The sequence below is a fragment of the Teredinibacter haidensis genome (assembly GCF_014211975.1).
GTDB classification, from domain to species: Bacteria; Pseudomonadota; Gammaproteobacteria; order Pseudomonadales; family Cellvibrionaceae; genus Teredinibacter; species Teredinibacter haidensis.
Genome location: NZ_CP060084.1, coordinates 1,826,003 through 1,851,603, shown reverse-complemented (window position 1 = coordinate 1,851,603; position 25,601 = coordinate 1,826,003). Strand labels below are relative to the sequence as shown.

The following is a 25,601-nucleotide window of genomic DNA, read 5'->3' as shown; positions in this document are numbered from 1 at the left end:
GCGTTACGGTTCTTTAGTATTAAAAAAGGGAGAGGGTATTCATGTTTATGTCGTATCAGGGTTTTACAAAGCGTTCTGCTTTAAATGTTATTTTAGTGTTATTGGTTTCGCTGTTGGTCGCCTGCGGTGGCGGAGGTGGAGGCAGTAAACCCACTCCCACACCGATTCCTACATTAGCGCCTACACCGGTACCCGATACTACCCCAGAACCCTTCTCTTTCACCTTGCCGGCCGTTAGCCCAGAAGCCGGTGCAACCGTAACGCTAGATGCCCTTACCATTACCGGTTTGGATGCGGCGGCAATTATTACTATTAGCGGTGGCGAATATGCTATCGACGGTGGTGCATTTACCGCTTTGCAGGGCATCATTGAAAACAGCCAAAGCCTGCAGGTTCAGGCAGTCGCCAGCAGCAACTTCAGTGGTGAAGTGGATGTAACCGTTACTATCGGTGGCGTGATAGAAAGCTTCACCCTCACCACCATCGCCGAAGACACCACACCCGAAGCCTTTAGCTTTAGCGCCGTAACCGATGCGGCACTGGGTGCAACGGTCAGCTCCAACACCGTGACCATAACCGGCCTGAACAGCCCGGCCCCTGTGAGTATTACCGGCGGCGACTACGCCATCGGTAGCGGCACCGCCACCGCCACCAACCTGGGCGGCACCATTACCAACGGCCAAACATTAACTCTCTCCATAACAGCTGCAGCTACCTTTTCAACAGCCACCACAGCCACCGTAACGGTTGGCGGCGTAACAGCAGGTTTTGTGGTGACAACCCTCGCGCAGGATACAACGCCGGATGTGTTTAGTTTTACAGATGCGGCTGATGTTGAGTTTTCGTTGGTTGAAGAATCGGGGCCGATTACCGTTACGGGCATTAACGATGGTACGCCCATTTCTATTACCGGTGGTGAATATGCTATTGCTGGCGGAGCGTTTACCGCTGCCGGTGGAATGGTCACTGTTGGTCAGAGTGTGGTTGTGCGCGGCACGGCTCCGGCCTTGCCATCTGAAACTCAGGATGTAGTGCTGTTAATTGGTGGTATCGCCGATACCTTTTCTATATCTACACCCGTGGATAACAGTGCACCGACAGTTGAACTTTATTTTCCCACTCAGCTTGGCTTAACGGATAAAACGACATTGCGGGTGCGTGGTGTTGCAGAAGATGAACTGAGTGAAATAACCAGCGTAATTGTCAACGGCCTGGAAGTAGAAACAGACGATAACTATACAAATTGGCAAGTTAGCTTACCGCTTACTGAATCCGCAGAGACTGAAATTGTAGTAACTGCAACTGATGCTGCGGGCAATACCAGTGACGCGCAGGTGCTTTCAACCGTAACCCATCGCTCCGATCTAAGCGAAGCGTTCAATGTTGCAGACCCAACCATGTACCGGTTTGCCGGGTTACAGTTTATGGACAATTATGAAAAGCTTTTTGTGATGGAAGAGCGTCGAAATTTTCATTTTATGGATCCCAATACCGGCGCCTTTACCCTGCTTTCAACGGCGGAAGACCCAGATACCCATAATGATGAGCTAAATAGCCGTACCTACAGTTCCGCATATTATCCCCACGGAGAAGAAAAGCGAATGTTTGTCAGCGGGAAGAAGGGGATTTTCTCGGTTGACCTTGAGTCGGGTGTGCGAACATTAGTCAGTGATGTCAGCTACGCTGACGAAACCCTGCCATTTGAACGTATTTATGAATTGACGATATTCGCGGGTGCAACCTTGGCGGATTCCTATCTTCTTGCAACGGATGTTGGTGGTCAGTCTCTTGTGAAGGTTGATATCGCTACTGGAGCGAAAACGCTGTTTTCTGATCATAACGATGCCGCGTTGGGCGACGCTTGGGGGGATGGCGTTGTTGGTTTGTATATAGATCAACCGCGAAATCGAGTTTTGATATCTGCGGATCGAATGATTTCTCTTGACTTAACGACTGGGATGAGAACGTTTGTTGCAGACAGGAATTTGCCGAACGACGATGTAACCAACCCAAATTACACTATTCAGGTGTCATTAGATGGAAGCGAGGCATATTCATTTAACTTAACTAGCGGTATTCAGACGCTCGCAAAAGTAAGCCTTACGGAAGGCGATGAATTTGGAATAAAAACTCAGATTACCCAAGAGCAAATGCCTGGACTGGGGGCTGGAGCAAGAAGCCTAGCAATATTCCATGAGAGAGATGTTGCGTATAAGTCAACTTATTCGGGTATCGGAATTATCGATATTCTTACCGGCGAGCAAGTTGTTCTACTGAAGGTCGCAAATTAGCACAATTGTTGCGTTTTGATTACTCAGTATTGAATCGCTTCTACCCTACCGAGTGAGGTGTGCGTATTAGCGGGTCGCTAAGGCTTTTACGCAGGTCGGGGAGGTAAGACGTTTGATAGTTTGTTGACCTGCTATCAGTATCAGAGCTGTAGAGTAAGCGTGGTTAGATATAAATATATTAAGAGTAATGTATGAGTCGTTTAAAGCAAAAAGGAAAGACATCTGTGGTTAAAGGAAAAAAGACCCAAAAGCAGCAGGTAAACATTTTCAGGATGTCTACCCTGGCGGTAGCGATACATTTACTCTCTGTGCCTACATTTGCGGGCCCGTTGCGGGTGGCGCGGGTAAAATTAATCTGGAACGACGCACAGCAATGAACCCACAACAGAAAGAAGCGCTCCTTCTCAGGCTGTTTTCCAGCTTGGACTATATGGAACAGTTTACCGAACACTAAACCCAGAGCCTGCGTATAGCGATAAATGCGTTTACTGAATTCGAGCAGCAGATAGAAAACAAGCCCAAAAAACAACAGCAATATGCAATGGAATTAAGACAGTGGCGAAATAAAGTGATACCGAATTTTGAAGGTATGCGAACAAATGCCAATGAGGCCGTCGTTAACGCAAAATCAGGAAAGCTGTCAACAATGCGATCAGCTACAGGCAACCTTCACGGCCTATCCAAAGATATGGACGGCATAGGTTGGGAATGGTGGGAGGCCAATTCAGCACTTTGGGATAATTATGTCGAGCACTCCAATCTGGCCGAACAAATGGGCGACAATATTTATAAAACCCTGGCGGGCTATTGGCGGCCAGGTTCAATTTTGAAAGAATCCATCACTGGCCCAGTAGCCGAAGCAGAGCTGATAAAACACCTTAAACCAGGGGGAACGATGGATTAGCCGAGACGTTAAATAACGTTGGTATTTAAAAACCACTACGTGTGAACCCAAAAAGTACCAGGGAAGTATGAAAAAACTAAAGCTCTCTACTCGTGCTTATTCATACAAGCATTAAAACAACACCTTCCCCACATATTTAGTATTTCGTGACATGCCTCTCGCTAATATTTGATTTCCCCCATTGAACAATTCCTTGGAGTTTGTTCCTTTGTTTGGGATACAAAGATTTACCTCTATTTCGCATAAAAAACAGGAAAGTGTTCGTTATATCTGCGCGTTTAATTATTAAGCCATGATATAAAGGAAAGCGATCACAAAAGCGATACGGGCGCATGCGTTAAAGGGTGCGTTACGGTTCTTTAGTATTAAAAAAGGGAGAGGGTATTCATGTTTATGTCGTATCAGGGTTTTACAAAGCGTTCTGCTTTAAATGTTATTTTAGTGTTATTGGTTTCGCTGTTGGTCGCCTGCGGTGGCGGAGGTGGAGGCAGTAAACCCACTCCCACACCGATTCCTACATTAGCGCCTACACCGGTACCCGATACTACCCCAGAACCCTTCTCTTTCACCTTGCCGGCCGTTAGCCCAGAAGCCGGTGCAACCGTAACGCTAGATGCCCTTACCATTACCGGTTTGGATGCGGCGGCAATTATTACTATTAGCGGTGGCGAATATGCTATCGACGGTGGTGCATTTACCGCTTTGCAGGGCATCATTGAAAACAGCCAAAGCCTGCAGGTTCAGGCAGTCGCCAGCAGCAACTTCAGTGGTGAAGTGGATGTAACCGTTACTATCGGTGGCGTGACAGAAAGCTTCACCCTCACCACCATCGCCGAAGACACCACACCCGAAGCCTTTAGCTTTAGCGCCGTAACCGATGCGGCACTGGGTGCAACGGTCAGCTCCAACACCGTGACCATAACCGGCCTGAACAGCCCGGCCCCTGTGAGTATTACCGGCGGCGACTACGCCATCGGTAGCGGCACCGCCACCAACCTGGGCGGCACCATTACCAACGGCCAAACATTAACTCTCTCCGTAACAACTGCAGCTACCTTTTCAACAGCCACCACAGCCACCGTAACGGTTGGCGGCGTAACAGCAGATTTTGTGGTGACAACCCTCGCGCAGGATACAACGCCGGATGTGTTTAGTTTTACGGCGCAAACTGACGTAGAGCTAAACACGGTAACCACTTCTAGCGCCGCCACCATAAGCGGTATTAACGCCGCCGCTATCAGCATAGCTGGGGGAGAATATGCGATTGAGGGTGGTACTTATACCGCAGAGGCAGGAACCATCCTCAATGGCCAAGCGGTCACGGTCCAGTTAACGTCAGCTGCGGCCACCTATACCGCAGCAGAAGCAACACTGCTTATCGGTGGCGTTAGTAGCGTGTTCAGTGTCACTACCGTAGCCGATACCACCGCACCCACCGCCGACATCACCTTCCCTCCACCGGTTTCCATGACCGAAAACGTCTCCGTAATGGTGCGCGGAACAGCGGAAGACGATTACAGCGATATTACCAGCTTCACCATATTAGTTAACGGTGCTGATAGCGGCGCGACCATTATTCACGATGAAAATTACGCTACTTGGAGTGCACAGGTGGATTTGGCAGAGGGGGATAACGCTATTGTTATCACAGCAGGTGATAGCCAATCGAATAGTGATAACAACGCGGCCTCTGTTTATGTAAAAAGAGCGGCGTTAAGTAATGTGTTTCCGAATGCGGATGTGAATTATGGGAGTATGCAAAATATGGTGTTTGATGCTCGCGATGGGCAGGAAAGCATTATTTCTGTTGATTCCAGCAATGAGGATGGGCGTTTGGTAATTACTGAGCTTGCAACGGGGTTGCGTTCGGAAATATTTGTTAGTGGGCTGCCAGCGAGTGCATTGAAACCAATGACTTTGGTGTTAGACGCAGAAACGGGAGTGATGTATTTACATACGGAAGCGAGGAGTGATATTCCGGGAGTTGCATTGTCGTCGGTGAATATGGAAACCTGGAGTGTAACCAATACTTTGAGCCCGCAGAAGGAAGATGTTGTTGTCAGCTACGGGCTAGAAATTGATCGAAGCGGAGCTGACCCTCGTTTGCTATTTGTGAACCCCGTTGAAGATATTGTTTATCAGTCGGATATGGGGTTAAGCGTATACAGTGTTTTTTCAAGTAATACGCACCCTAGCGCCCAAAATCCGTTTGACATTGTTTTTGAGGTTTTCTATCTCGAGAGCACAAAAAGAATATTTTCAGGGTCGGTAGAAAATACCGATACTTACGAATTGAATCCTGAAACAGGTGCAAGAACTCTTTTTAGCACAGATGCCAAAAGTGTCGATAATCTGGACTCTTGGGAAAATCTTGATGAGAATGTTCATGAATATGCTGAAGATCCTCGTGACCCGCAAAATCGATTGCTTGTGGCTGTGCAAAAGTTAGGGGTGCTGGTTTCCATAGATTTAGAAAGTGGAGAAAGATCAATATTTTCGCCCGATGACGGAGTAATGCCTTTTTATGAAGAGACCAGTTTGGTAACGGATAGAACGTTAGGTTATGCCCTAGTTGCGGATATTGATTATGAGACAATGTACGTGTCAATTTTCGCTGTGGATTTGGAGTCGGGCCAGCGTGTTGTGATTTCAAAATCTAACTTCAACTAGTAACTGAAAAATCCTTTTTCATGAGGGAGTGAAGAGACATTATTGTAAACGGTATTGATTGTTTAATAGGGAATGAAACATGACGGAAGTACTATTGTGTAACAACTTGGTTAGGTCAGGAGTGTTGGAAAGGCAGTGCGGTATTAGCTTCGAAAGTGTTATCGGTGTGAATGGTGGTAGTAACACCGTATTGTCACCCTTTAAACCTTATATTATTGGCTCTGGTGATACCGAAGGTATGTGTTCTGCATCGGATCAACGTGTATTAAGCCAGATAAAACCCGTTTCAAAAGAGCTTACAAATCTGTCTCTCTCGTTTGGTGAAGAGAACACCCAGGCACTTGCAGAAATGACCGAAAAATTAAAGGCTTTCAACCATTGGTGTAATGGGGGCTTCTACCAGTATCTACGGTAAACGCATAAGTGGTTTTGCGGGAGCGGTAAAAAATTATCAGAATTCGCTTTTAGCCTATCGCGAAACCTTAAAAACCAAACCAGCCTCAAAAGAACTGGCCAAGAAAAAGGCATTTTTGGATTTTAAAAAAATGCAAATCAGCTTTCGGTTCGAATTAGATGCTGCGGCATCGGGCATTAAAGCCAGAAAAGGCATACCCTTAACAAACCCTATAAGAGCAACCAATATCGCCAAAAGCAGCCGTAATATTGCCAAACTCAATATCACCAGCCAAGTACAGGCCAGCAAGTTGGCAAAGCTTGGTAAGGGCGCAAAATTTTTGGGGAATGGATTGGCGGTTATTGATTTTGGTAGTCGTGTGGGGACTATTCATAATAGCTACCAATCGGGAGGGGATTGGGAACGGGAAATGTTTGTTGAATCTCTAAGTTTTGTGGGAAGCGCAGGTGCAGGCATCGTAGCTGCGAACGTTAGTGCCGCAGCTCTTAGCTTGTTGATGGTGGCTACGCCCGCTGGTTGGATTGCGCTTATCGTGGTTGGAGTTGTTATTGGTGTCGCGGCGGGTGCGGCGATAGCTACGAACAGCGTGTTAAAAAAGAATGCAGGAAATTGGTACGATTCAATTATGGATTGGATCTAATAGTGGTGAGTATCTTCTCTAAGCTTCTAGCCTGCACAATGTTTTTTATGTTGATATCTCTTGTGTTGTACGTTTTATTTGGGCAAATAACTGTGAGAAAACTTCGTAAGAATCCGGCTACCAAAAATGAACTTGGCCTCGAGTTCGTGAGCGGTTGGGACATTATTAATGTTGCTCAAGCGTTATCTTTGCCCCGGTCAATAATAAGGAAGCTGAGTAACACGCCGATTGGGTTTTTATATGCAGATGCAGATTTGTTGCTTAGGTATACCACTGTGTTTGACAGGTTTTTGGCGAAAGTATTTTATTGGTTGTTTATGTTTTCTGGGATGTCAATGATTACGCTTGTAATATTGGACTATTTTAGTTTTTTTCTGGATAAGTGACACCGAAGATTGTAAGAAAATTAGAAGATATCTAATAGTTTGTACGTTAATGCAGGATTACGCCTTAGTTGAATGAACGGTAATCTGCAAGGCTTTGCGGAGCACAGTGTAGGTGGAATTAACAATTTCTCTAGAGTATGTATTCTTGAAGTCGTTAGCGTTCGAGAGCAACGTTGGTGTTGTCTAAATTGATTGAGAATGGTTTATGAGTCGTTTAAAACAAAAAGGAAGGACATCTGTGGTTAAAGGAAAAAACACCAAAAAGCAGCAGGTAAACATTTTCAGGATGTCCACCCTCGCGGTAGCGATACATTTGCTCTCTGTTCCAGTTTTGGCTGGTCCAGAAGGCGGGGCTGTTGTGGGTGGTGCCGGTAAAATTAATGTCGATGACCTCACCACTACCATTACTCAAACCACTGATTTAATGGCGATTGACTGGCAAAGCTTTAATGTGAGCGCCAATGAACGAGTTCAGTATATTCAGCCAGATTCTTCCTCGGTTTCTCTTAACCGCATTCTTAGTAATAGTGGCTCGCAGATTCATGGGCAAATAGATGCCAATGGCCACGTTATTCTGGTTAACCCCAACGGCGTATTTTTTGGTGAAAATGCCACAGTCAATGTTGGTGGGATTTTAGCCTCTGGCCTCGCTATAGACCCCTCCGATTTTATGAACAGTAAATTTGCCTTTGGCGCATTGGAAAATACCGAAGGCAAAGTGATTAACTCCGGCCTGATTAGTGCGGCTACGGGTGGCTCCGTTACGCTTTTGGGTAAACAGGTCCGTAACGACGGTTTAATTGTGGCTAATTTGGGGGTCGTTAATCTAGCGGCAGGTAAAGAAGCAGTGCTTACCTTCGATGCTGCTGGTTTAATGGGGGTACACATAACCAAAGAAATATTGCAGTCCGAGTTGGGTGTGGATGCCGCCGTTGTTAATGCGGGTGACATTACTGCAGAAGGTGGGCAGATACTATTAAGTGCCAGCGTTAGTGAAGATATTTTTTCGCAAGCGGTTCGTATAGACAGCGAAGCGAAAAGTGTGGTGGTGCACGAGGATGGCTCGTTTACGCTGGGTGCTGGGGCCGATGTGGTGAATACCGGCAGTATTCGTGCCGACGCTTCCAGTGATGTGCAAGCCGGGCAAGTTGTGTTAATAGGAGAAAATATTATCTCCTCTGGAGATATTCACGCCGATGGGGCGGGTGGTGATATTGAAATTAGCGCGAAAGGTAAGGCGCTTCTAACGGGCTCTAGTAGTACTACCGCTAGGTCTGATGATGTTGGCGGAACGGTAAAAGTATTGGGTAATATCGCAGGCGTTATTGATTCCTCCCGTGTTGATGTAAGTGGTTTGCAGGGTGGAGGGGAAATATATATTGGAGGTGGGTTTCAGGGAGCTAATTCGAATCTTCCCAATGCGTTAAATACAGCTGTTTCTGAGAACGCCAAAGTTAATGCAAACGCTATTGCTGGTGGTAATGGCGGTACTGTGATTGTCTGGGCCGATAATTCTACTCGTTACTATGGAACTATTGAAGCTCTAGGAGGGAGAAGTTTTGGTAATGGAGGGTTTGTTGAGGTTTCAGGAAAAGATAATTTGGACTTTATAGGCTTGGTGGATACCAGTGCGGAAACTGGAAGCGTTGGCACCTTATTGTTAGACCCGCAAAACATAATAATTACAGCTTCCGGCCCTATTTCAAATATTGTGGATGAGACCACGTTAATAGATTTTGATACCGATTTTTACAATACAAGAAATTATAGTCCATCAAGAATAGTAGAGTTGCTGGGCACGAACAACCTGGAACTTCAGGCTCGTGAAGATATCACGGTTAGTTCTCCCATAGATGCTTCGGCAACGCCCAATAGCTTTACGCTTACCGCTGGCGATGATATCGATATTGTTGGGGATATTACGCTGGGTTCTGGGGATTTAACTTTAACTGCAGGGGCTTCTGGTTGTGCCAGTAACTGTATTGGTGGATTTACTGCTAGGGAATTAAATATAGGTGCAAATTTAATTACCAACGGAGGTGATATTTACCTTTATGCTTACGACAGAAATTTTGGTGTTGGGGTCATTCGTTTCGGCAATACAGACATCAACATAAGTACAGGCACCGGAGGTGGTGATGTTCATTTTTTCGATCCAACTGTGAATGCTGATGACAGTGATGTTGTTCAATTAAACCTTACAGCCGGCACCGGTTCGATATCATTCGATTCTTCGTTAGGTACCAATACCAGCAATAACTTTGAAGGTTTGAACATTGCCAGCGCAAGTTCGGTAGACCTGAACGAGGTATGGGTAAGTAGCGGTGGTATTGATATAACTGCGGATACGATTAATTTGAACGGCGATTTAAGGGCTGATGGCAATGGTGTTACGGGGCCGATATCGCTGAACGGCGCAGTTCATCTTACTTCCAGTATTCTTGTTGACGCATACACTGGTTCGAGCGAGGGAGATAAAAATTCGGTTTCAATTGTTGGGACTGTGACTTCTGATTCGCCTTTTGATTTGACTATCGATGCATCGTCTATCACCGTTGGAGCTATTAGTAATACTCAGGATATTAATTTTAATGCTAGGGATGGTGCGCTTCTATTTGTCGGAGATTTGAGTACAGCTGGTGCGACAACGCTAAGGGCTGCCTCAATTATAGCCACAAATATTACAGGCTCTATCACAAGTTGGGGGTTAATGGATTTGGATACAACTGTCGGAGACATTTTAGTAACCGGGAGTTTAACAAACCAAGCAGCGAATATTGATATTGATGTGGTTGGTAATGCAAGTATCGCGTCCCTATCGGTAAATGGGACTAGTGCGGACCAAAACGCTGGGTTTGTATCCATAGACGCGAATGCCATTTCTATTGGTAGTTATGATGCTAGCGGATATGGTGAAGGTGGAGTAGATGGTAACGGAGGGAATGCTAATTTTAATTTCAGCAGTGTTTTTACACTTACAGGGAACGTAGATGTCTCGGGGGCGGGTTCGGGCTCCTCTGGTTCTATTTGGGTTGCCGCTAGCTCAGGAAACACAGATCAAACAATTAATATAGGGAATGATGCTTCCTTTGCTGGTAATAGTTTTAATTTTAACGCGGGTGGTGGCGACGATATTTTTAAAATAGGTGCTGCACTGGGGAATGCCGTATATAACGGTGATAATGGAGACGATACATTCACAATTACGGGTACGGATGTAGATGGCACCATTTATGGTGGTGGTAATACGGACACTTTAACTGCTTGGTCGGATTCGGAAAGTAGCCCAAATGAAATTACCCCAGACAACATTTGGGATATCGACTCTACTAATGGACACACGCTTGAGAATGGGACAGGGTCTGTTAGTTTTTCTGGTATTGACAGCTTATTTGGAGGAGATCACGCCGAAGATACTTTTAATTTCTCCAGCAGTTTCTCTGGCGATATTAGTGGCGGTTCGGGTAATGATACTTTTAATCTTGGTGGCGGGTATTCAGCGAAGAGTTTAACCGGTGGTGATGGCGAAGACTCTTTTAATTTTTCAGGAAATTTTTCGGTTACAGGTATTGATGGGGTAATTGAGGGTGGGAGTGGTAATGATAATTTTTTTGTCGCTTCTGGTGTGACAGCAACAATCGACGGCGGTGACGACGTTGATACTATAGCTGCTCCCAATGTAGACAATGCTTGGTCTATTGATACCCTTAGTAGTACGCTGAACTCTGGTTTTTCCTTCAAGGCTATTGAAAATCTAACGGGTGGCTCTGCCGATGATACCTTTACCTTTAACAATAACGTAAAAGTCGACGGCCTTATTGATGGCGATTCCTCAGAGGGACCTCAAACGGGGGCTGACAAAATTGTTCTCGATTCGTCTTATACAAACGCTGTTACAATTCAGTTGGGTGGAGAGGTTGATAGTAGTAATGTAAATATTTCCAACCTGGAAGCTATCCAAGGGAATGGTAGTGGTAATGCGACTTTATATGTGGTTTCCAATGCGGCTGTTGTTGATGATCCCAGTACGATAGATGTTGACGAAGCGGCAGCAGCTGACATTGTGAACTGGAGAATTACGGGTGAAAACGATGGAGTGTTGCTTGCGACGAGTTCCGTTACCGGTGTAGACATTAATTTTATTGATATAAGAAACCTTGCCGGTGGTGAAGGGACGGATGATTTCACTATCGCCGGTGGCGCAACGCTAACAGGTTCTATTGATGGTGGTGGAACAGCACCGAACTCCTTATCTGTGGCCAATAACAGCGGTACAGATACGTATGTGTGGGCGCTGACAGAGAACACCTCTACAGTATCGGCCTATGACGGAACTTTGGATTACGAAAAAGACAGCGGAGCCGATTTAACCTTTACGGCTATTCAATCTCTAACTGCCAGCGGCACCGGTACCCAGGAGTTGGTGGCTAGAAATCTGGTGAATACCTGGCAGATTAACAGTGTCGATTCGACCGTCATTGAAACGGGCAAAACTGACGGTAGTGTAGTCTTTAACGGTTTTACCAATATTTACGGTGGCAACCTAACCGATATATTTAATATAAATGCGAGTTTTACAGGTAAGCTTTTCGGCGAAGGTGGTGCAGATAGCTTCAAGGCTACCAAAGTTGGCATTGTAACGACTGTGGATGGTGGAGATGCCGACGATACACTGATAGCCGCGCCAACAAATGCTGAAAGTACTAGCACCAATTTTTGGTCAATAGAGGACTTCGAATCAGGAAAGCTGGTTTTAAGTGAAGATGACGTATTAGATGTTAGCGAGAGTGGTATTTCTTTTAGTGAAATTGAAATTGCTAATGGCTCCGAAACCCTGGTGGATGTTTTTAAATACAGCTTAAGTACAACTGGTATTGCGGTCACGGCTGGAGAAGGGGTTGGAGACGAGGCGAATTTTTCGGGTATTACTGGAACCGATATTGCAATTTCACTTACCGATGTAAGTGGGTTTGAAAAAGTTGTTGGTAATGGCCGTAGTGGAAGCTCGCTTTCAGGTACTAATGCTGGTGATAGTTGGGTTGTATCTGATACTGGTGTAACAGTAGATGGTGTTGATGACGGTTTTATCAACGGCACCATTGAGTTTATAAATTTTGCTAACTTAATTGGTGGGAGCGGTAACGACAGCTTTACCATAGGCTCTGACGGTAGAGTTACCGGTTCTATAGACGGTGGGGATGGAATAAATAGCCTAACCGGGCCGAATGTCAACTCAACCTGGGTGATTAATGGTGCAGCTATAGATGCTGCAACGCCACAGTCAATTTACGACACAGATACCGCAGCCGAATATGTTAAAGCCTTCACCGGTATACAAAGTTTAATAGGTGGCAGCGGAGACGATACTTTTACCGTTACCGGCACCACGTTGTTAGCGGGTGCCGTGGGTGGTGGTGGTACCGATGCCTTAGATTATTCTGGTTTCACTGGAACAGGCCCAATTGTTGTTACGCTTGGCAACCAAAATAGCGCTTTTAACAGTATTGAATCTTATACCGGCAAGCATGATGGTAGTGATACAGGTGTTTTAACCAGCACCATTCAAATAGATACCGGAATCTCGGGGTCGGCTAGTTGGGAAATTTCTGCCGTAAATGATGGATCTGTTTCTTATTCTTACGACGATGGCGGGACGGTTACGCCTTCCATTACCTTCACTAATTTTAACAATCTCTCCGGCGGTGAAAATGCTGATGATACCTTTACGGTAACTACCGCAGCTGGCTGTGTTACGGGCTTGGTAGACGGCCAAGGTGGAAGCGATACGCTCGTGGCGTTTGCGCAGGAAAACACTTGGTATATTGAAAGCAGTTCGGGCGGGAATTTAAACGCAACTACTCGAACGGCCGACAATGGCACTAAATTTGGTAATTTTGAAAATCTAACGGGTAATACAGAAGTTGATACGTTCAGGTTTTATACGGCGTCCACATTTGGTAATTCGGTAGATGCCGGTGATGGCAATGATATTGTTGATCTTGTTAATAGTGGTATGTCCTCTTTAAACGTCACGCTGGGCTCTACGGTTCACGGTGTTTCGGATACGCAAGTTGTTATCGGTAATGCCTCTTCCATGGAGCTTACGGTTGCTGCCTCTACAGCGGGTCTAGTTAGCTGGAGCTTATCGAATTTATCCGGTGCCCAAGATGGTACTGGTGACGGTACCGTTACAGATATTGACGATGAAACTCTCACGTTTATCGATTTTTATAATCTTACCGGCAGCTCAGAAAGCGATACCTTTAATTTTTCTGCTGGCGCCAGCGTTGCGGGAAGTATAGATGGTGAAGGCGGTACTAATACCGTTGTTGCGGCCGATGTTGCCAATGCTTGGAATTTAACTTCAAACTCTGCAGGTAGCTTAAATTCAACAGATTTTCTGGGTATCGAAAACCTTACCGGTGCTGCCACGGAGGTGGATACTTTTACGTTTCGATTTGACGGTACTTTTAGCGGTACTGTAGATGCGCGTGGTGGAGATGATATCGTCGATATCAGTGATACAACTTCGGGTAATGCGACGATCACTATCGGCTCTGCTGTAAATGGTGTTACTAACGCAGAAATTATTCGTGGAAACAATAGCGGTACCTTAACGGTCAATCGCGCAGCGTCTACCGCTACGCAAGTGGATTGGACCATCGGCGAAATTTCCGGTTTAACAGGCGACGACGGTTCCAATGATGGCTACGCAATAGACCAGAATTTAAATAAAATAATATTTCTGGATTTCGCCAATCTCAGAGGTAGCAGTTCAGCAGACAAATTTACCGTAGAAACCGGCAGCGCTATTACTGGGACGATTACCGGTGGTGGTGGTTTAGATGAGTTGGTTGTGACCAACAACTCCACTACAACCACATCAGATAGTGTTGCGTGGCGGCTTACGGGCGATAGGGATGGCTCGGTAAATTTCACAACAGGTTCCACTACCGAAAGCGTTTTAGATTTTGTAAACATTACGAAGCTTACCGGGATGGGTTCCTTAAACCACACGTTAACCGGCGAAAATCAAACCAATGATTGGCAGGTGACAGGGCTGAATAGTGGTACGGTGTCACTGCAAGGTAGTAATGCCGATGAAGTTACCTTTGGTGGTATGCAAAGTATCACCGGTGGAACCGGCGTGGATGTCTTTACCGTAGGTGAAAGCGGTATTATCACTGGTGTTGTAAGTGGTGGTGACAATGCAGCAACCAGCGACAAAATTATCGGTCGTGTTGGTGTGGATAATCTTTGGGGCATTACAGGGGCTTACGCTGGGTCGGTAACTGAAGACCGAACTACCGACGAGGTTTATATTGCGTCGTTTACCGATATTCAGGAACTGGCAGGTAGTACGGGGGATGACACGTTTAAGTTTTCTACCGGCAGTGAAATGGATTCGGTTAATGCAGGTTCGATGGGTATCGATACAGCAGATTTTAGTGGTAAGACGGAATCAGTGCTCGTCGAAATAAGCGGCTCTAGTGTGTCTGGTTTTAGCGGGTTTACTCGGTTTATTGGTAATAATGATGGTGTGCTCTCTACCACTTATGAAAGCAGCTTGGCCGTTACCTCTGGTGTCAATAATTGGGAAGTGACGGATTTTGACGATAGCGCTACAACTGCGGATGGTGTTAATGACGGTACTGTTGGCGGCATTCAATTTGTAAATTTTAATGTTCTTGAAGGTGGTTCTGGAAATGATAGCTTCGATTTTTCGGATGGTACGGGTTCAATTACCGGCCAGGTTATTGGCAATGGTGGTACCAATAAAATTGTTGGCTATACCGCTGCTTCGAAGTTTGATCTAGGACCCTCCGGTGTTAACTCGGGTTCCGTAAGCCTTGTGAGTGGCACCACTTATGTTTCCAGTTTTGACGGTATTCAAGCCTTTACCGGTGGGGCCGGTAATGATGTTTTAAATGCGTCTTCTCTAAATGCTGATATTACAGTTGATTTGGACTCTACAAGTACTTCGGGCACCCATCAACTATCCTCTATTGAAGTTATTAATGCTAATGGCAGTGACGGCCGCGCGAACACTCTGCTCGCAGATGATCGAAGCGGTGGCAACGTTTGGGATATTACTACTGCTCTTTCAGGCACCATAAATACAGACGAAATTACTTTCTCTGGGTTTCAAAAATTAACGGCGGGTAACTCAGGCGATACCTTTAATATCGATGCATCGATCAATACCATAACGGGCGGTAGTGGTAACGATGTTTTTGATATTGGTGTGGCTGGTTTGGCTTTTAATATTGTTAATGCTATTGCAGCCGATAGCGATACTCTTAAGCTTGACTACAGTGCCACCAATACTTGGACTATTAACGGAGGTACAGAGGAGGTTGTAGATACCGGTACCACGAATATTCAATTTTCTGATATTGAGACAATAAATGCTGGCAGTGGCCGAGATATATTTAACGTCACAGCAGTGTTTGGTGGTCGAATTAATGCAGGGGCAGGTGACGATAGTTTTGATTTGGATGCAGACGTTATCGATGGTGTATACGGTGATGCGGGTACAGACATTTTTGATATTGGAGCTACTATTGCCGGTGCCGTAAATGGTGGTACCGGTAGCGATACTTTTACAATATCTAGTGCCAGTGCCGACGCAACGATTGCGGCGGGTGATGATGATACCGATATATTGCAACTTGCTCATACCTCTGCCGAAAACACTTGGACGATTAACGCAGGTCAAAATGGTTTGGTGGCCACGGTTTCGGGTGGCGAAATTGAGTTTACCTCTATCGAAACTATTCTCGGTGGCAACACTGCAACAGCAGAAGATACGTTTAATGTTAATGCCAGTTACGTAGGTTCTATTGAAGGTCGCGGCGGTAACGATACTTTTAATTTGAATGCGACGGTAACAGGTAATTTGCTAGGAGGTAATGAAGATGATTCATTTATCCTTTCTCATGCCGTAACAGGGAGCGTGCAAGGGAATAGTGGCGCCGATGTTTTTAATATTGGGGCTACTGTTCGTGACGGTATTTCTGGGGGGACTGGAACGGATATTTTTAACCTTACCACTACAAATCTATCCGTTGGTTTGGCTGGCGGTGATAATTCCGATACGTTTAATTACTCCGTAAGTGGTGTTGACGCGGTCTGGGAAATGGATGCGATAAGTAATCGTGTTACCAACGGTACGGGCTCTGTAACCTTCAGCAGTATGGACACCGTAAACAGCGGTGCGGGTAACGACGATTTCATAGTAAGCACAGCTTATACTGGCAACCTAAATGCTGGCGCAGGCAATGATGAATTCGATATAGACGCAACTCTAACGGGTAATATTAGCGGCGGCTCGGGGGTTGATACTTTCCGACTGTCCTCGAATGTTTCGGGCAGTGTGTTGGGCGAAGCTGGCAATGATGAATTTATCGTTGATGGCGCTTCGCGTAGTTTTGGGACGTTAAGCGGTGGCGGTAATACGGATTCTCTGACTATTGATACCAGCGCAGATGCGGCTATTACCTGGGTGATTGGCACTGGTGGGCATTCTTTTGACTATGGTGCCAGTTCAGGTGCGAATAGTTTTAGTTCTATAGAAACGCTGGTTAGCGATGGGGGTAGCGACGTTTTTAATGTCACTACTGCGTTTACTGGTTCCATAGAGGGGAGTGCTGGTGCCGATACCTTTAACCTTGGTGCAAATGTAAGCGGCGGCGTTTCGGGTAGCGCGGGCGCAGATACATTTAATTTAAACAATCAAAACCTTGCGGGCTTTACCCTTTCTGGTGGTACGGATTCAGACAACGACCTACTACGGGTTTCTCACGGTGCAACGAGCAATTGGATTATCGGTACCACTTCTTCTGTTGCCTCAAGCGGTACGCTTACTTTCTCTGGTATGGATACATTAGAGGGCAGTAGCGGTATTGATAGCTTCGATATAAATGTTGCGTTTGCGGGCGCTATTAACGGCAATGGAAATGACGACACTTTTAATATTGGTGCTCAAGTCGGGGATGGCAGCACAATCGGTATAGACGGTGGAGCTGGAAATGATACGTTTATTGCGGAAATTGCCGGGTTTGGTTTGCTCCTGGACGGTGGTGACAATACCGATACCTTAAGCTTAAACCAAGGAGAAGCCGCAACCTGGTTGATCGATGGAACAAATACTGTTACCAACGGCAGTGCGTCGGTTAATTTTTCGGGTATTGAAACGCTTAACGGCAGCAGCGCGATTGATGATTTTACCGTGAGCACAAATTTTACCGGTACGTTAAATGGCCGTGGAGGTGCTGATATTTTTGATATTAGTACCGGCGTTACGTTAATCGGTGATATCTCCGGTGGTGCGGGTAATGATAGTTTTACTATTTCTGGAAATGTGGCAGCCGGAGGTTCCGCAACTGGGGCTATCGATGGTGGTGATAACAACGATACTTTCTCGCTGACGGGTAGTGTTGCCGGAAATGTTTCGGGTAGTGGTGGTAACGATACCTTTACGTTAAGAAATGCTGCTATTGGGTACACCATTTTGGGTGGCGGTATGGAAGATATACTCAACGGCTACGATGCGGTATCGAATTGGGATCTTACCGGTACGCCGTATAGTATTACCGCTACGGCAACTACCAACTTCTCTGAGATAGAAAAATTAGTGGGCAGCGATAGCGCTGCCGATACTTTTACGTTTGCCAGCTTGTCTTCAGCCTTGGGAATTTCTTCTGTTACCGCGGGAACCGGTGATGGCGATGTGGTGGATTATTCTTCCGTAGCGGCCACTGGTAATGTGACTGCTGGGAACTCAGATTATAGCGGTGTTAGCGGCGCTGAAATTATCGTAGGTAGCAGCTCACTTACGCTTGTTTCCGGTTCTACAGCTGGTGACGATGTTGAGTGGAAAGTTTACGATTTCGATGGCACAGGCTCTCTTGCCGATGGTAAAAACGATGGTGAAATCGGATCGTTGTACTTTGCGAACTTCGGAAATCTACAGGGCGGAAGCGGTAATGATCATTTCTTATTTGATGGTGGTTATATTACCGGCATGGTTAGTGGAGGTGCTGCTGAGGATACTTCCGATAATGACACTATTTCGAGAACAACGCTGGCAATTGGTACGCTGGAAGAAACAGTAACGGAGTGGAGCGTTACCTCGGCAGGTGCTGGTACGGTAACTTCCGGCATTACAGATAGTCCACGAATTGCGAATTTTCAGCGTATTGAAAATCTTACGGGTAATAATGGTAGTGATTCCTTCGTATTCAATGACGCTGCTTCTGTTGCAGGAATTATTGTCGGAGGGTTGGGTACAGATTCTATAACCACCGAGCACACAACAGCTTATACTTGGGATTTAACGCAAGAGGGTGGCGGTAGTGTCGGTTTTATTTATGAAGGTAATGCAAATGGATTTTCGGGAATAGAACGCCTATCTACTACAGGTGGATCGCAAACTTATGAGTTAAATGGCGGCTGGGTAAGCTCTATAACCGGAAGCGAAAGCTATACCGATATTGTTCGAGTAACGGATACCACACAGGATACTCATTGGAATATTTTAACTGGAGATGTTCCCGCAGCAGAGGAGGCTGGTTCGAATAATGGCGGCATCGTTAGTTGGACTACCAGCGATGCAACAGATGTTTCTTTATCATTCGATAATATCGATACATTTTATGGTGGTGATGGAGTAGATACCGCGGTAGTAGCAGGTGTTCATTTACGAGGCGGTATATGGGGCGGCGAAAGCACCAATGCAGATGGCGATGAGGTTTTGGATTCAATCGATTTAAGTGCGATTGAAGGTGGTACTCGATATCAAGTTGATATTTATGGGAATAAATCCGCTGTCACGGGAAGCGGCTCTGGCGAAACCATTGTTGTAATTGATGAGGAATTTGAGCTAAGAGATGTCGACGGTTACGACGAGTTGATTGCTCTCGACAATTATTACACTGGGGATCAAGAAACCCTGTGGAGAATAACAGGAGTAAATACTGTTGAACTGAGAGGAAGTGTTTTCACAGATGTAGGCATTATTTACGGTACAACGGAGACGGATACCTTTGCTTTCGTAGGCGACGGCTCACTCGCGGGTGAAATTCATGGCAGCAGCAGTGGTTCTGGTACCGGTACGGATAAAATTGTAGCCGCCGATATAGATACGACCTGGGATATTGGTGGTGTATCTCTCTTTGATTCTCCCGCTGATGGTTACGGCGCGATGACTTATGGTACAAACCGAACAACATTTGAAGGTATTGAAGTAATAGATGCTGGCGAAAAAGTAGATACCTTTAATATTCAGGGGCAAATCTCTACCCTTAATGCTAACGGCGGAGATGATACGTTTAATGTATTGGAAGAACTTTCTAGTTCATTTGCCGGTACTTTAAGCGGCGGTTCTGGTAACGATACCTTTAATCTTGAGCAGTCTGTTACACAAGCCGTTAATGGTGGAGTGGGTAATGACACTTTTAACATTTTGGCCGCTACGGTTAATGCCACGCTAATTGGAAGTGGTAATGATGTGCAAGACAAGTTGCTGCTGCAACACAGTATAGATTCGGTATGGACAGTAAATGGCGGCGGTTCGGAATCAGTAACAAATAGTTCGGGGGGATCGGTAACTTTCTCTGGTATGGAATCCCTTACCGGTGGAGGAGGCGAGGATACATTTACACTTTCTGTAAACGTGCCGAATGTCTCCGGTGGTGGGAATAACGATACCTTCACTATCACCAACGGCAGCTTGGTATTAGATATTGATGGTGGAAGCGGGGATGCTGACCATATTTTCCTGCAGGTAAGTGACAATAATACCTGGGATATTGCCTCTGCAACGGAAGGTAATGTCGGGGTATCCGATAATATCGAATTCAGCAATATGGATATTCTGGAAGGTGGTAGTGGTGAAGACACCTTTAACGTTGATACCGCATTTATTGGTGAGCTTCGCGGTGGATCCGGTGCAGATAGCTTTTATATAGACGCTACCGGCAATACGCTGGTGGTTGTGGGTGGTGATGATACCGCTACCGATACGCTGTATATCGACCACACCGCGGCAACGACTTGGACTATTGATGGTGAAGATGGCTCTGAAGTTGCCACGGATGCTTCCGGTACGGTGGAGTTTTCTGAAATTGAAATTGCCAATGCTAGTAGTGGTATCGATACGGTTACGGTTTCGGCGGTTTACGCTGGCCGTCTAAATGGTCGCGGTAGTGCCGACATTTTCAATATAGGTGATCAGGTTTCCGGTGGCGTGTACGGTGGTGACGGAAACGACACCTTTAAGTTGACGGCTTCCGGTATTACTTCCGATATTTTTGGTGAAGGTGGTGAAGACGATAGTCTTTCTATCGAGCATGATCGGGCTGAAAATATTTGGCAGGTAACCGCCGTTGATGGTGGCAGTGTCGATGGTTTGGACTATGCCACTATAGAAAACCTCAAGGGTGGCAGTGGAGTTGATCGTTTTAACATTACCGCCAGTGTGGTGGGAGCCATTCTAGGGCGTGATGGCAACGACGAATTTAATGTGAATACCGCCGGGCTGGATCTAGAAGTACAGGGCGGTGATGGGAGCAATACACTTTCACTGAACTATACAGCAGCGTCCAGCTGGGAATTAGATGGTGATCGGGAATTAATTAGCGCTACGGATAGCGAAATAGGCTTTGAGAGCTTTGATGTACTGAATGGTAGCCAGGGAGGCGATACCTTCACGCTTACAACCGTGGATTACAACGGTGTTATAAACGGTCGTGGAGGCGAAGATACTTTTAATTTAAGCACCAACGTTACGGGTGGTGTTAACGGTGGTGACGCTAACGATATATTTACGTTCTTCGTTGCGGGGCTAACAACCGCTGTTGATGGCGAAGAAGGAGCCGGTGATACTCTGGTGGCCGCAAATGCGGAAAATAGCTGGCTTATTGACGGTACTAACGCCGGTACGGTTACCAACAGCGCTGCTGTAAGCTTTAGCAATATTGAAAATATTACCGGAGGTACGGGAGAAGATACCTTTAGTTTTGCCAGCGCGGGTAGTGGCGTAGACGGTCTTATCGACGGTTCCTCTCAACCCGATGGTGGTAAGGATACGCTAAACGCTAAGGCATTGGGTGGTGGACTGGTGTTTACGATGGGCAGTGATGCTCCGGCGGGCATCAGTTTCGATCGTATCGAAGCCATCACTGTTACCGAGGCGGACGTTGGCGATACGGGTAATTACAATACCATTTCGAGCGGGGATGGTAGCAACGACTGGACAATTGACGGCCGTAATACTGGTGAACTCACGGAATCGGGCGCGACAACGCGCTTTACGGGTTTTCAAATTATTCAGGGTGGTGATGGCGAAGACGGCTTCCTGGTTTTGGCGAGCGGTTCTGATGACGTGGGTATTGATGGTGGTATTGATGGCGGCGGGCAGCCAGAAGGTGGTTTTGACACTATCGATTACTCTAACTATGAGCAGGATCTAACCGTTACCATCGGCTCTTCTACCAGTGGTATTACCGGCGTAGAAGGCTTTACCGGTTATCGCGAAGACTCAGTAGGTTCAGCCTACAAGCGTACGCTGATAGGTAGGGATGCCAACAGTACCTGGGTGCTACGTGATACCGGCGACAGTACCGATGGTGTTAATGATGGTGCTTACACTCAGGGCGAAGAAACTTATGGTTTTAATAATTTCGATACCTTGGTGGGCGGCAATAAAAACGATAACTTTATCTTTGAAGGTGTCGCAACTGTAACGGGTGGTATAGAAGGCGGTGAAGGTACCAATACTATCAGTACCACAGGAACCACCGTTGCCCAACGTATTCAAGTCGGTGGTGATGTAGACGGGAATACAAACATTACGAATATTAGCGAGATTGTTGATACCAGCAGTAGTGATTTGATGCACACATTAGTGGCATCCGCCGGACAGGACAATACCTTTACGTTGAATGGTGAGGGGCAGGGAAATTTAAATGGTGATTTGATGTTTGCTAATGTTGCCAACCTCATCGGTGGCGACAAGAACGATACTTTTGTGCTGACTGGTGCAGGCGATGTACGAGGGGTGATGAACGGCGGCGCAGGAACACTGGATCGTGTTGATTTACAGAACATGATAAATTCCGGTGAGCTGGTTGTGGAGGTTGGTTCGAACGTAACAGCAAATTTAAATATCGATAATATCGAACAGCTCGAATTTCGTGAGGCAGCCGAGACAACCCTACTGGCCGACGATGTGGCGAACGATTGGCGAGTCGATCGTACCAATGGTGGTAGCCTAAGCTACGCTTCGGGCTCTGGCGGTCAAACGCTGGAGTTTATTCATGTTGATAATATCAGCGGTGGCGCAGCAGACGATTATATTCAGCTGGCCAATACTGGCAGTATTAGCGGTGTAATTCGAGGTGGCGATGCCAGCGATGCAAATTCCGATTCCGATAGTTTAATACTTACTGGCATTGACCGAGCAATTCATCTGAGCCTGTCTGGAAGCGATGCGGCGGATGTACGCGCAACTGGGTTTGAATCTGTTGAAGCTAATGCGGCGTTTGAAAACGAGCTGGCTGCCGGTAACAGCGATAACAGCTGGATAATTTCGGGTAGTAATAGCGGTGAAATAGAGGCTATGGATTTTACCGGTTTCGCCAGTTTAGTGGGGGGCACAGCAAACGATTCCTTTGTGTTTGAGCAGGGCGGAAGTATTAGTGGCACTCTTGACGGTGGCGCGCACACATCGGCCGACAGCGTGGATATGAGCCGTGTTATTGGTTCTATTACCGTTAACCTGGGTGAAGGTGAAAACGCTGTTCGCAATATTGAAGTGCTGACAGGCAACAACGAAGCTTCACTTATTGCGGCTAACCAGGCCAACCGCTGGGATATTTCTTCGGGCGAAAATAGTGGAATTATTAACGATGCGATTACTTTTACTGATTTTAATAATTTGATTGGCGGTAATGCTCGCGATATTTTCAATGTAAACGGCGGCTCTGTTACTGGTTCCATCAATGGCGGTGAAGATAACGATATAGTAAACGTCAGTATTTCAAACGGTCTGACCGGTTCTATTAATGTTGTGGGTGGTGAAGGCGAGAACGATATTCTTTCTTTAGACGGTGATGTTGCCAATATGAACGTGGCGTATTCACCGGCAGTAGACGGCGGGGGCCGCCTGGAGTATAGCGATGGGGTCAATACCAGTTATGTGGTGGATTTTGTAACCACAGAAACAGTTACTGATCGTGTTCAGGCCAATACCATGACATTCAACGGCAGCACTGCCGCCGAAACCATTGCCTTCAGCTCCGGACAAGTTCAGGTGGGCGACTACAAGGCTGTCGCTTTTACGGATAAAGACAACCTGATTATTGCAGGTGCATCCGACGATACTATCTTAATGAGTGGGGCTATTAACGTTCCTGGCCAGCTAACACTTACTAATGCAACTGTTACTGTATCCAATACCGATACCCGCGTGCTCGCTCAAAGTGTGGTGCTGGATGGAACTCGCGCGGTGGGAAGTGTAGCCCTGCCGGTGGCGCTGGATGTTGCTAACTTGTCGGTTAGCGCGGCCGGAGGCGACGTGTATCTTAGTAATCGTCGCGGTCTAACACTAACACAACTGACAACGGTGAATGATTTTACTCTGGAGGCTCAGGGCAATGTTGTTGCGACAAACGCACTGAACTCACAGGGAGCGGTGAACATTATCGCCAACAATGGTGATATTCAGTTAAGTAGCAGTTCCAATGTGTTAGATGGAGCGCTTAGCCTCGTTGCGGTGGGCCGGGAAGTGTCGGTGAAAAATAGCCGTTCTACACAGTTGGCCGAGGTTCGAGCTCAAACCCTTGAGGTAAACTCTGTGGGTGCTATTAGCGATAGAGGTGCAGCCGGTGATGTTATTCAGGTAACCGGCGTAAGCACACTGCAATCAAGTGGGGATATAACACTGGATACCGCCACGAATGATTTTGACACAGTGACGATTACTAATGGCGTAAATGTTGTGTTGGTAGACCAGAATAGTTTTACCCTGGGAGGATTCCAGGCGAACGGTAACTTGTCGACCCAATCTAACGGTTTATTGGTTAGTGGGACTGTACAAACCAACCAATTGGATATTCAGGCCGGAACTGGCAGAGCCGACATTAACAATACCGTTACCGTTACTAACGAAGCCACCCTTAGCGGGAACGCAATTGTTATAAACGATTCACTTAGTGCCTCTGCAATTAGCATGGCCGCAGGAACGGGCGGTGTTAGCGTTTCGGGTTCTGCACAAACCAACGGTGGAACCATCAGCTTGGTTTCTGCTAGTGATATTAGCCAGGCGGGAAGCTTGGTGAGTAATGGAGGTGAAATTCAGTTGACTGCCGATGGCAGTATTAACATGTTGAATTCAGGGGGAACGAATTCGTCTGGTGCCAATATTGTACTAAGTGCGCAGAACAGCATTGCCTTGGCTCAGGTATCTGCGGGGGAAGCAACGCTCACCTTGGTGGCTGGCGGGAGTATTGAAGATGTATCTTCAGGTACTTATGGGCTTATTGCAAACCGCCTGGAAGTGGCTGCCGGTAACGGTGTTACCGGGCAAGCGGGTACTGGGATGTTAGAAACCGATGTTGCGGAGCTATCTGTTACCAACCAAAGCAATACTGTTGCTATCGATAATGCCGGCGCGGTAGAAATACAAGCCTTGCGCAGTAACGGTGACGTTACTCTACAAAACCAAGCCGGTGATATTGTGTTTAATAATACGGAAGATAATACCTTTAATGGTACAGAAACTGATGCCGTATTGGCCGGCGGTTTAACCAGCGCGGGTTACAACGCCCACGATATTCAGGTAGTGGCTGTCAACGGTAATATTTTGGCCACCGGAGATATGAACTATAACCAGCCTGACCTTGTTGGCCACAACATCCATCTCACCGTCGAAAACAAGGAAATGGCTATTGGATCGCAAGCGCGCGCTCTTGTTATTCACGCCAGTGGCGACGTGCCTTACTTCACCTTTAATGGCGTCAACCCGGCTTGGGCCTTTGGTGCCGCAGGCCCCGGTGGGCAGTACCTACCAGAAGGTAATCTGCCAGATTTATTCGATGCCAGCATTCTTGCCGGGCAGCAGTTGGTAGAAGTTGACGAGGTTGAAGAAATCGATCCGGCTATTTTCAGCGCTGTAACTAACTACTTTTTTGACGATGTTTCTATTCGCCTACCGAATGACCAGCTTTACGACGATGAGCTGGAAGAGCTGGCCGCATCAAATTAATTATTGGCGCGCGATTTAGAGCAGGAA

7 protein-coding genes are annotated in these 25,601 nt (G+C 46.5%); all 7 read left to right on the top strand.

Annotated features, from left to right (window positions below):
• The first annotated feature begins 47 nt into the window (after positions 1-47).
• The 7 genes from H5715_RS07200 (at position 48) to H5715_RS07175 (ending at position 25,574) form a co-directional block, all read left to right on the top strand.
• Entirely contained in the window at positions 48-2,291 is a 2,244-nt protein-coding gene (locus tag H5715_RS07200) for a hypothetical protein (protein ID WP_185906612.1), read from the top strand.
• Positions 2,292-2,482: 191 nt separating this feature from the next.
• Positions 2,483-2,668 (top strand): hypothetical protein, encoded by a 186-nt coding sequence (locus tag H5715_RS07195; RefSeq protein ID WP_075187524.1) that lies wholly within the window; start codon positions 2,483-2,485, stop codon positions 2,666-2,668.
• 164 nt (positions 2,669-2,832) lie between these two features.
• A complete protein-coding gene (locus H5715_RS07190) occupies positions 2,833-3,195 on the top strand; it encodes a hypothetical protein (RefSeq protein WP_246434725.1) in 363 nt (120 codons plus the stop codon).
• Between the two features lie 393 nt (positions 3,196-3,588).
• Entirely contained in the window at positions 3,589-5,865 is a 2,277-nt protein-coding gene (locus H5715_RS07185; protein WP_185906611.1) for an autotransporter outer membrane beta-barrel domain-containing protein, read from the top strand.
• 79 nt (positions 5,866-5,944) lie between these two features.
• On the top strand, positions 5,945-6,280 hold the full coding sequence (locus tag H5715_RS19965) for a hypothetical protein (protein ID WP_221892355.1): 336 nt from the start codon (positions 5,945-5,947) through the stop codon (positions 6,278-6,280).
• Entirely contained in the window at positions 6,252-6,920 is a 669-nt protein-coding gene (locus tag H5715_RS07180; RefSeq protein ID WP_221892354.1) for a hypothetical protein, read from the top strand. The genes H5715_RS19965 and H5715_RS07180 overlap by 29 nt, the downstream gene beginning before the upstream one ends.
• Before the next feature lie 591 nt (positions 6,921-7,511).
• Positions 7,512-25,574 (top strand): filamentous hemagglutinin N-terminal domain-containing protein, encoded by an 18,063-nt coding sequence (locus H5715_RS07175; RefSeq protein WP_083607914.1) that lies wholly within the window; start codon positions 7,512-7,514, stop codon positions 25,572-25,574.
• The last annotated feature ends 27 nt before the right edge of the window (positions 25,575-25,601 follow it).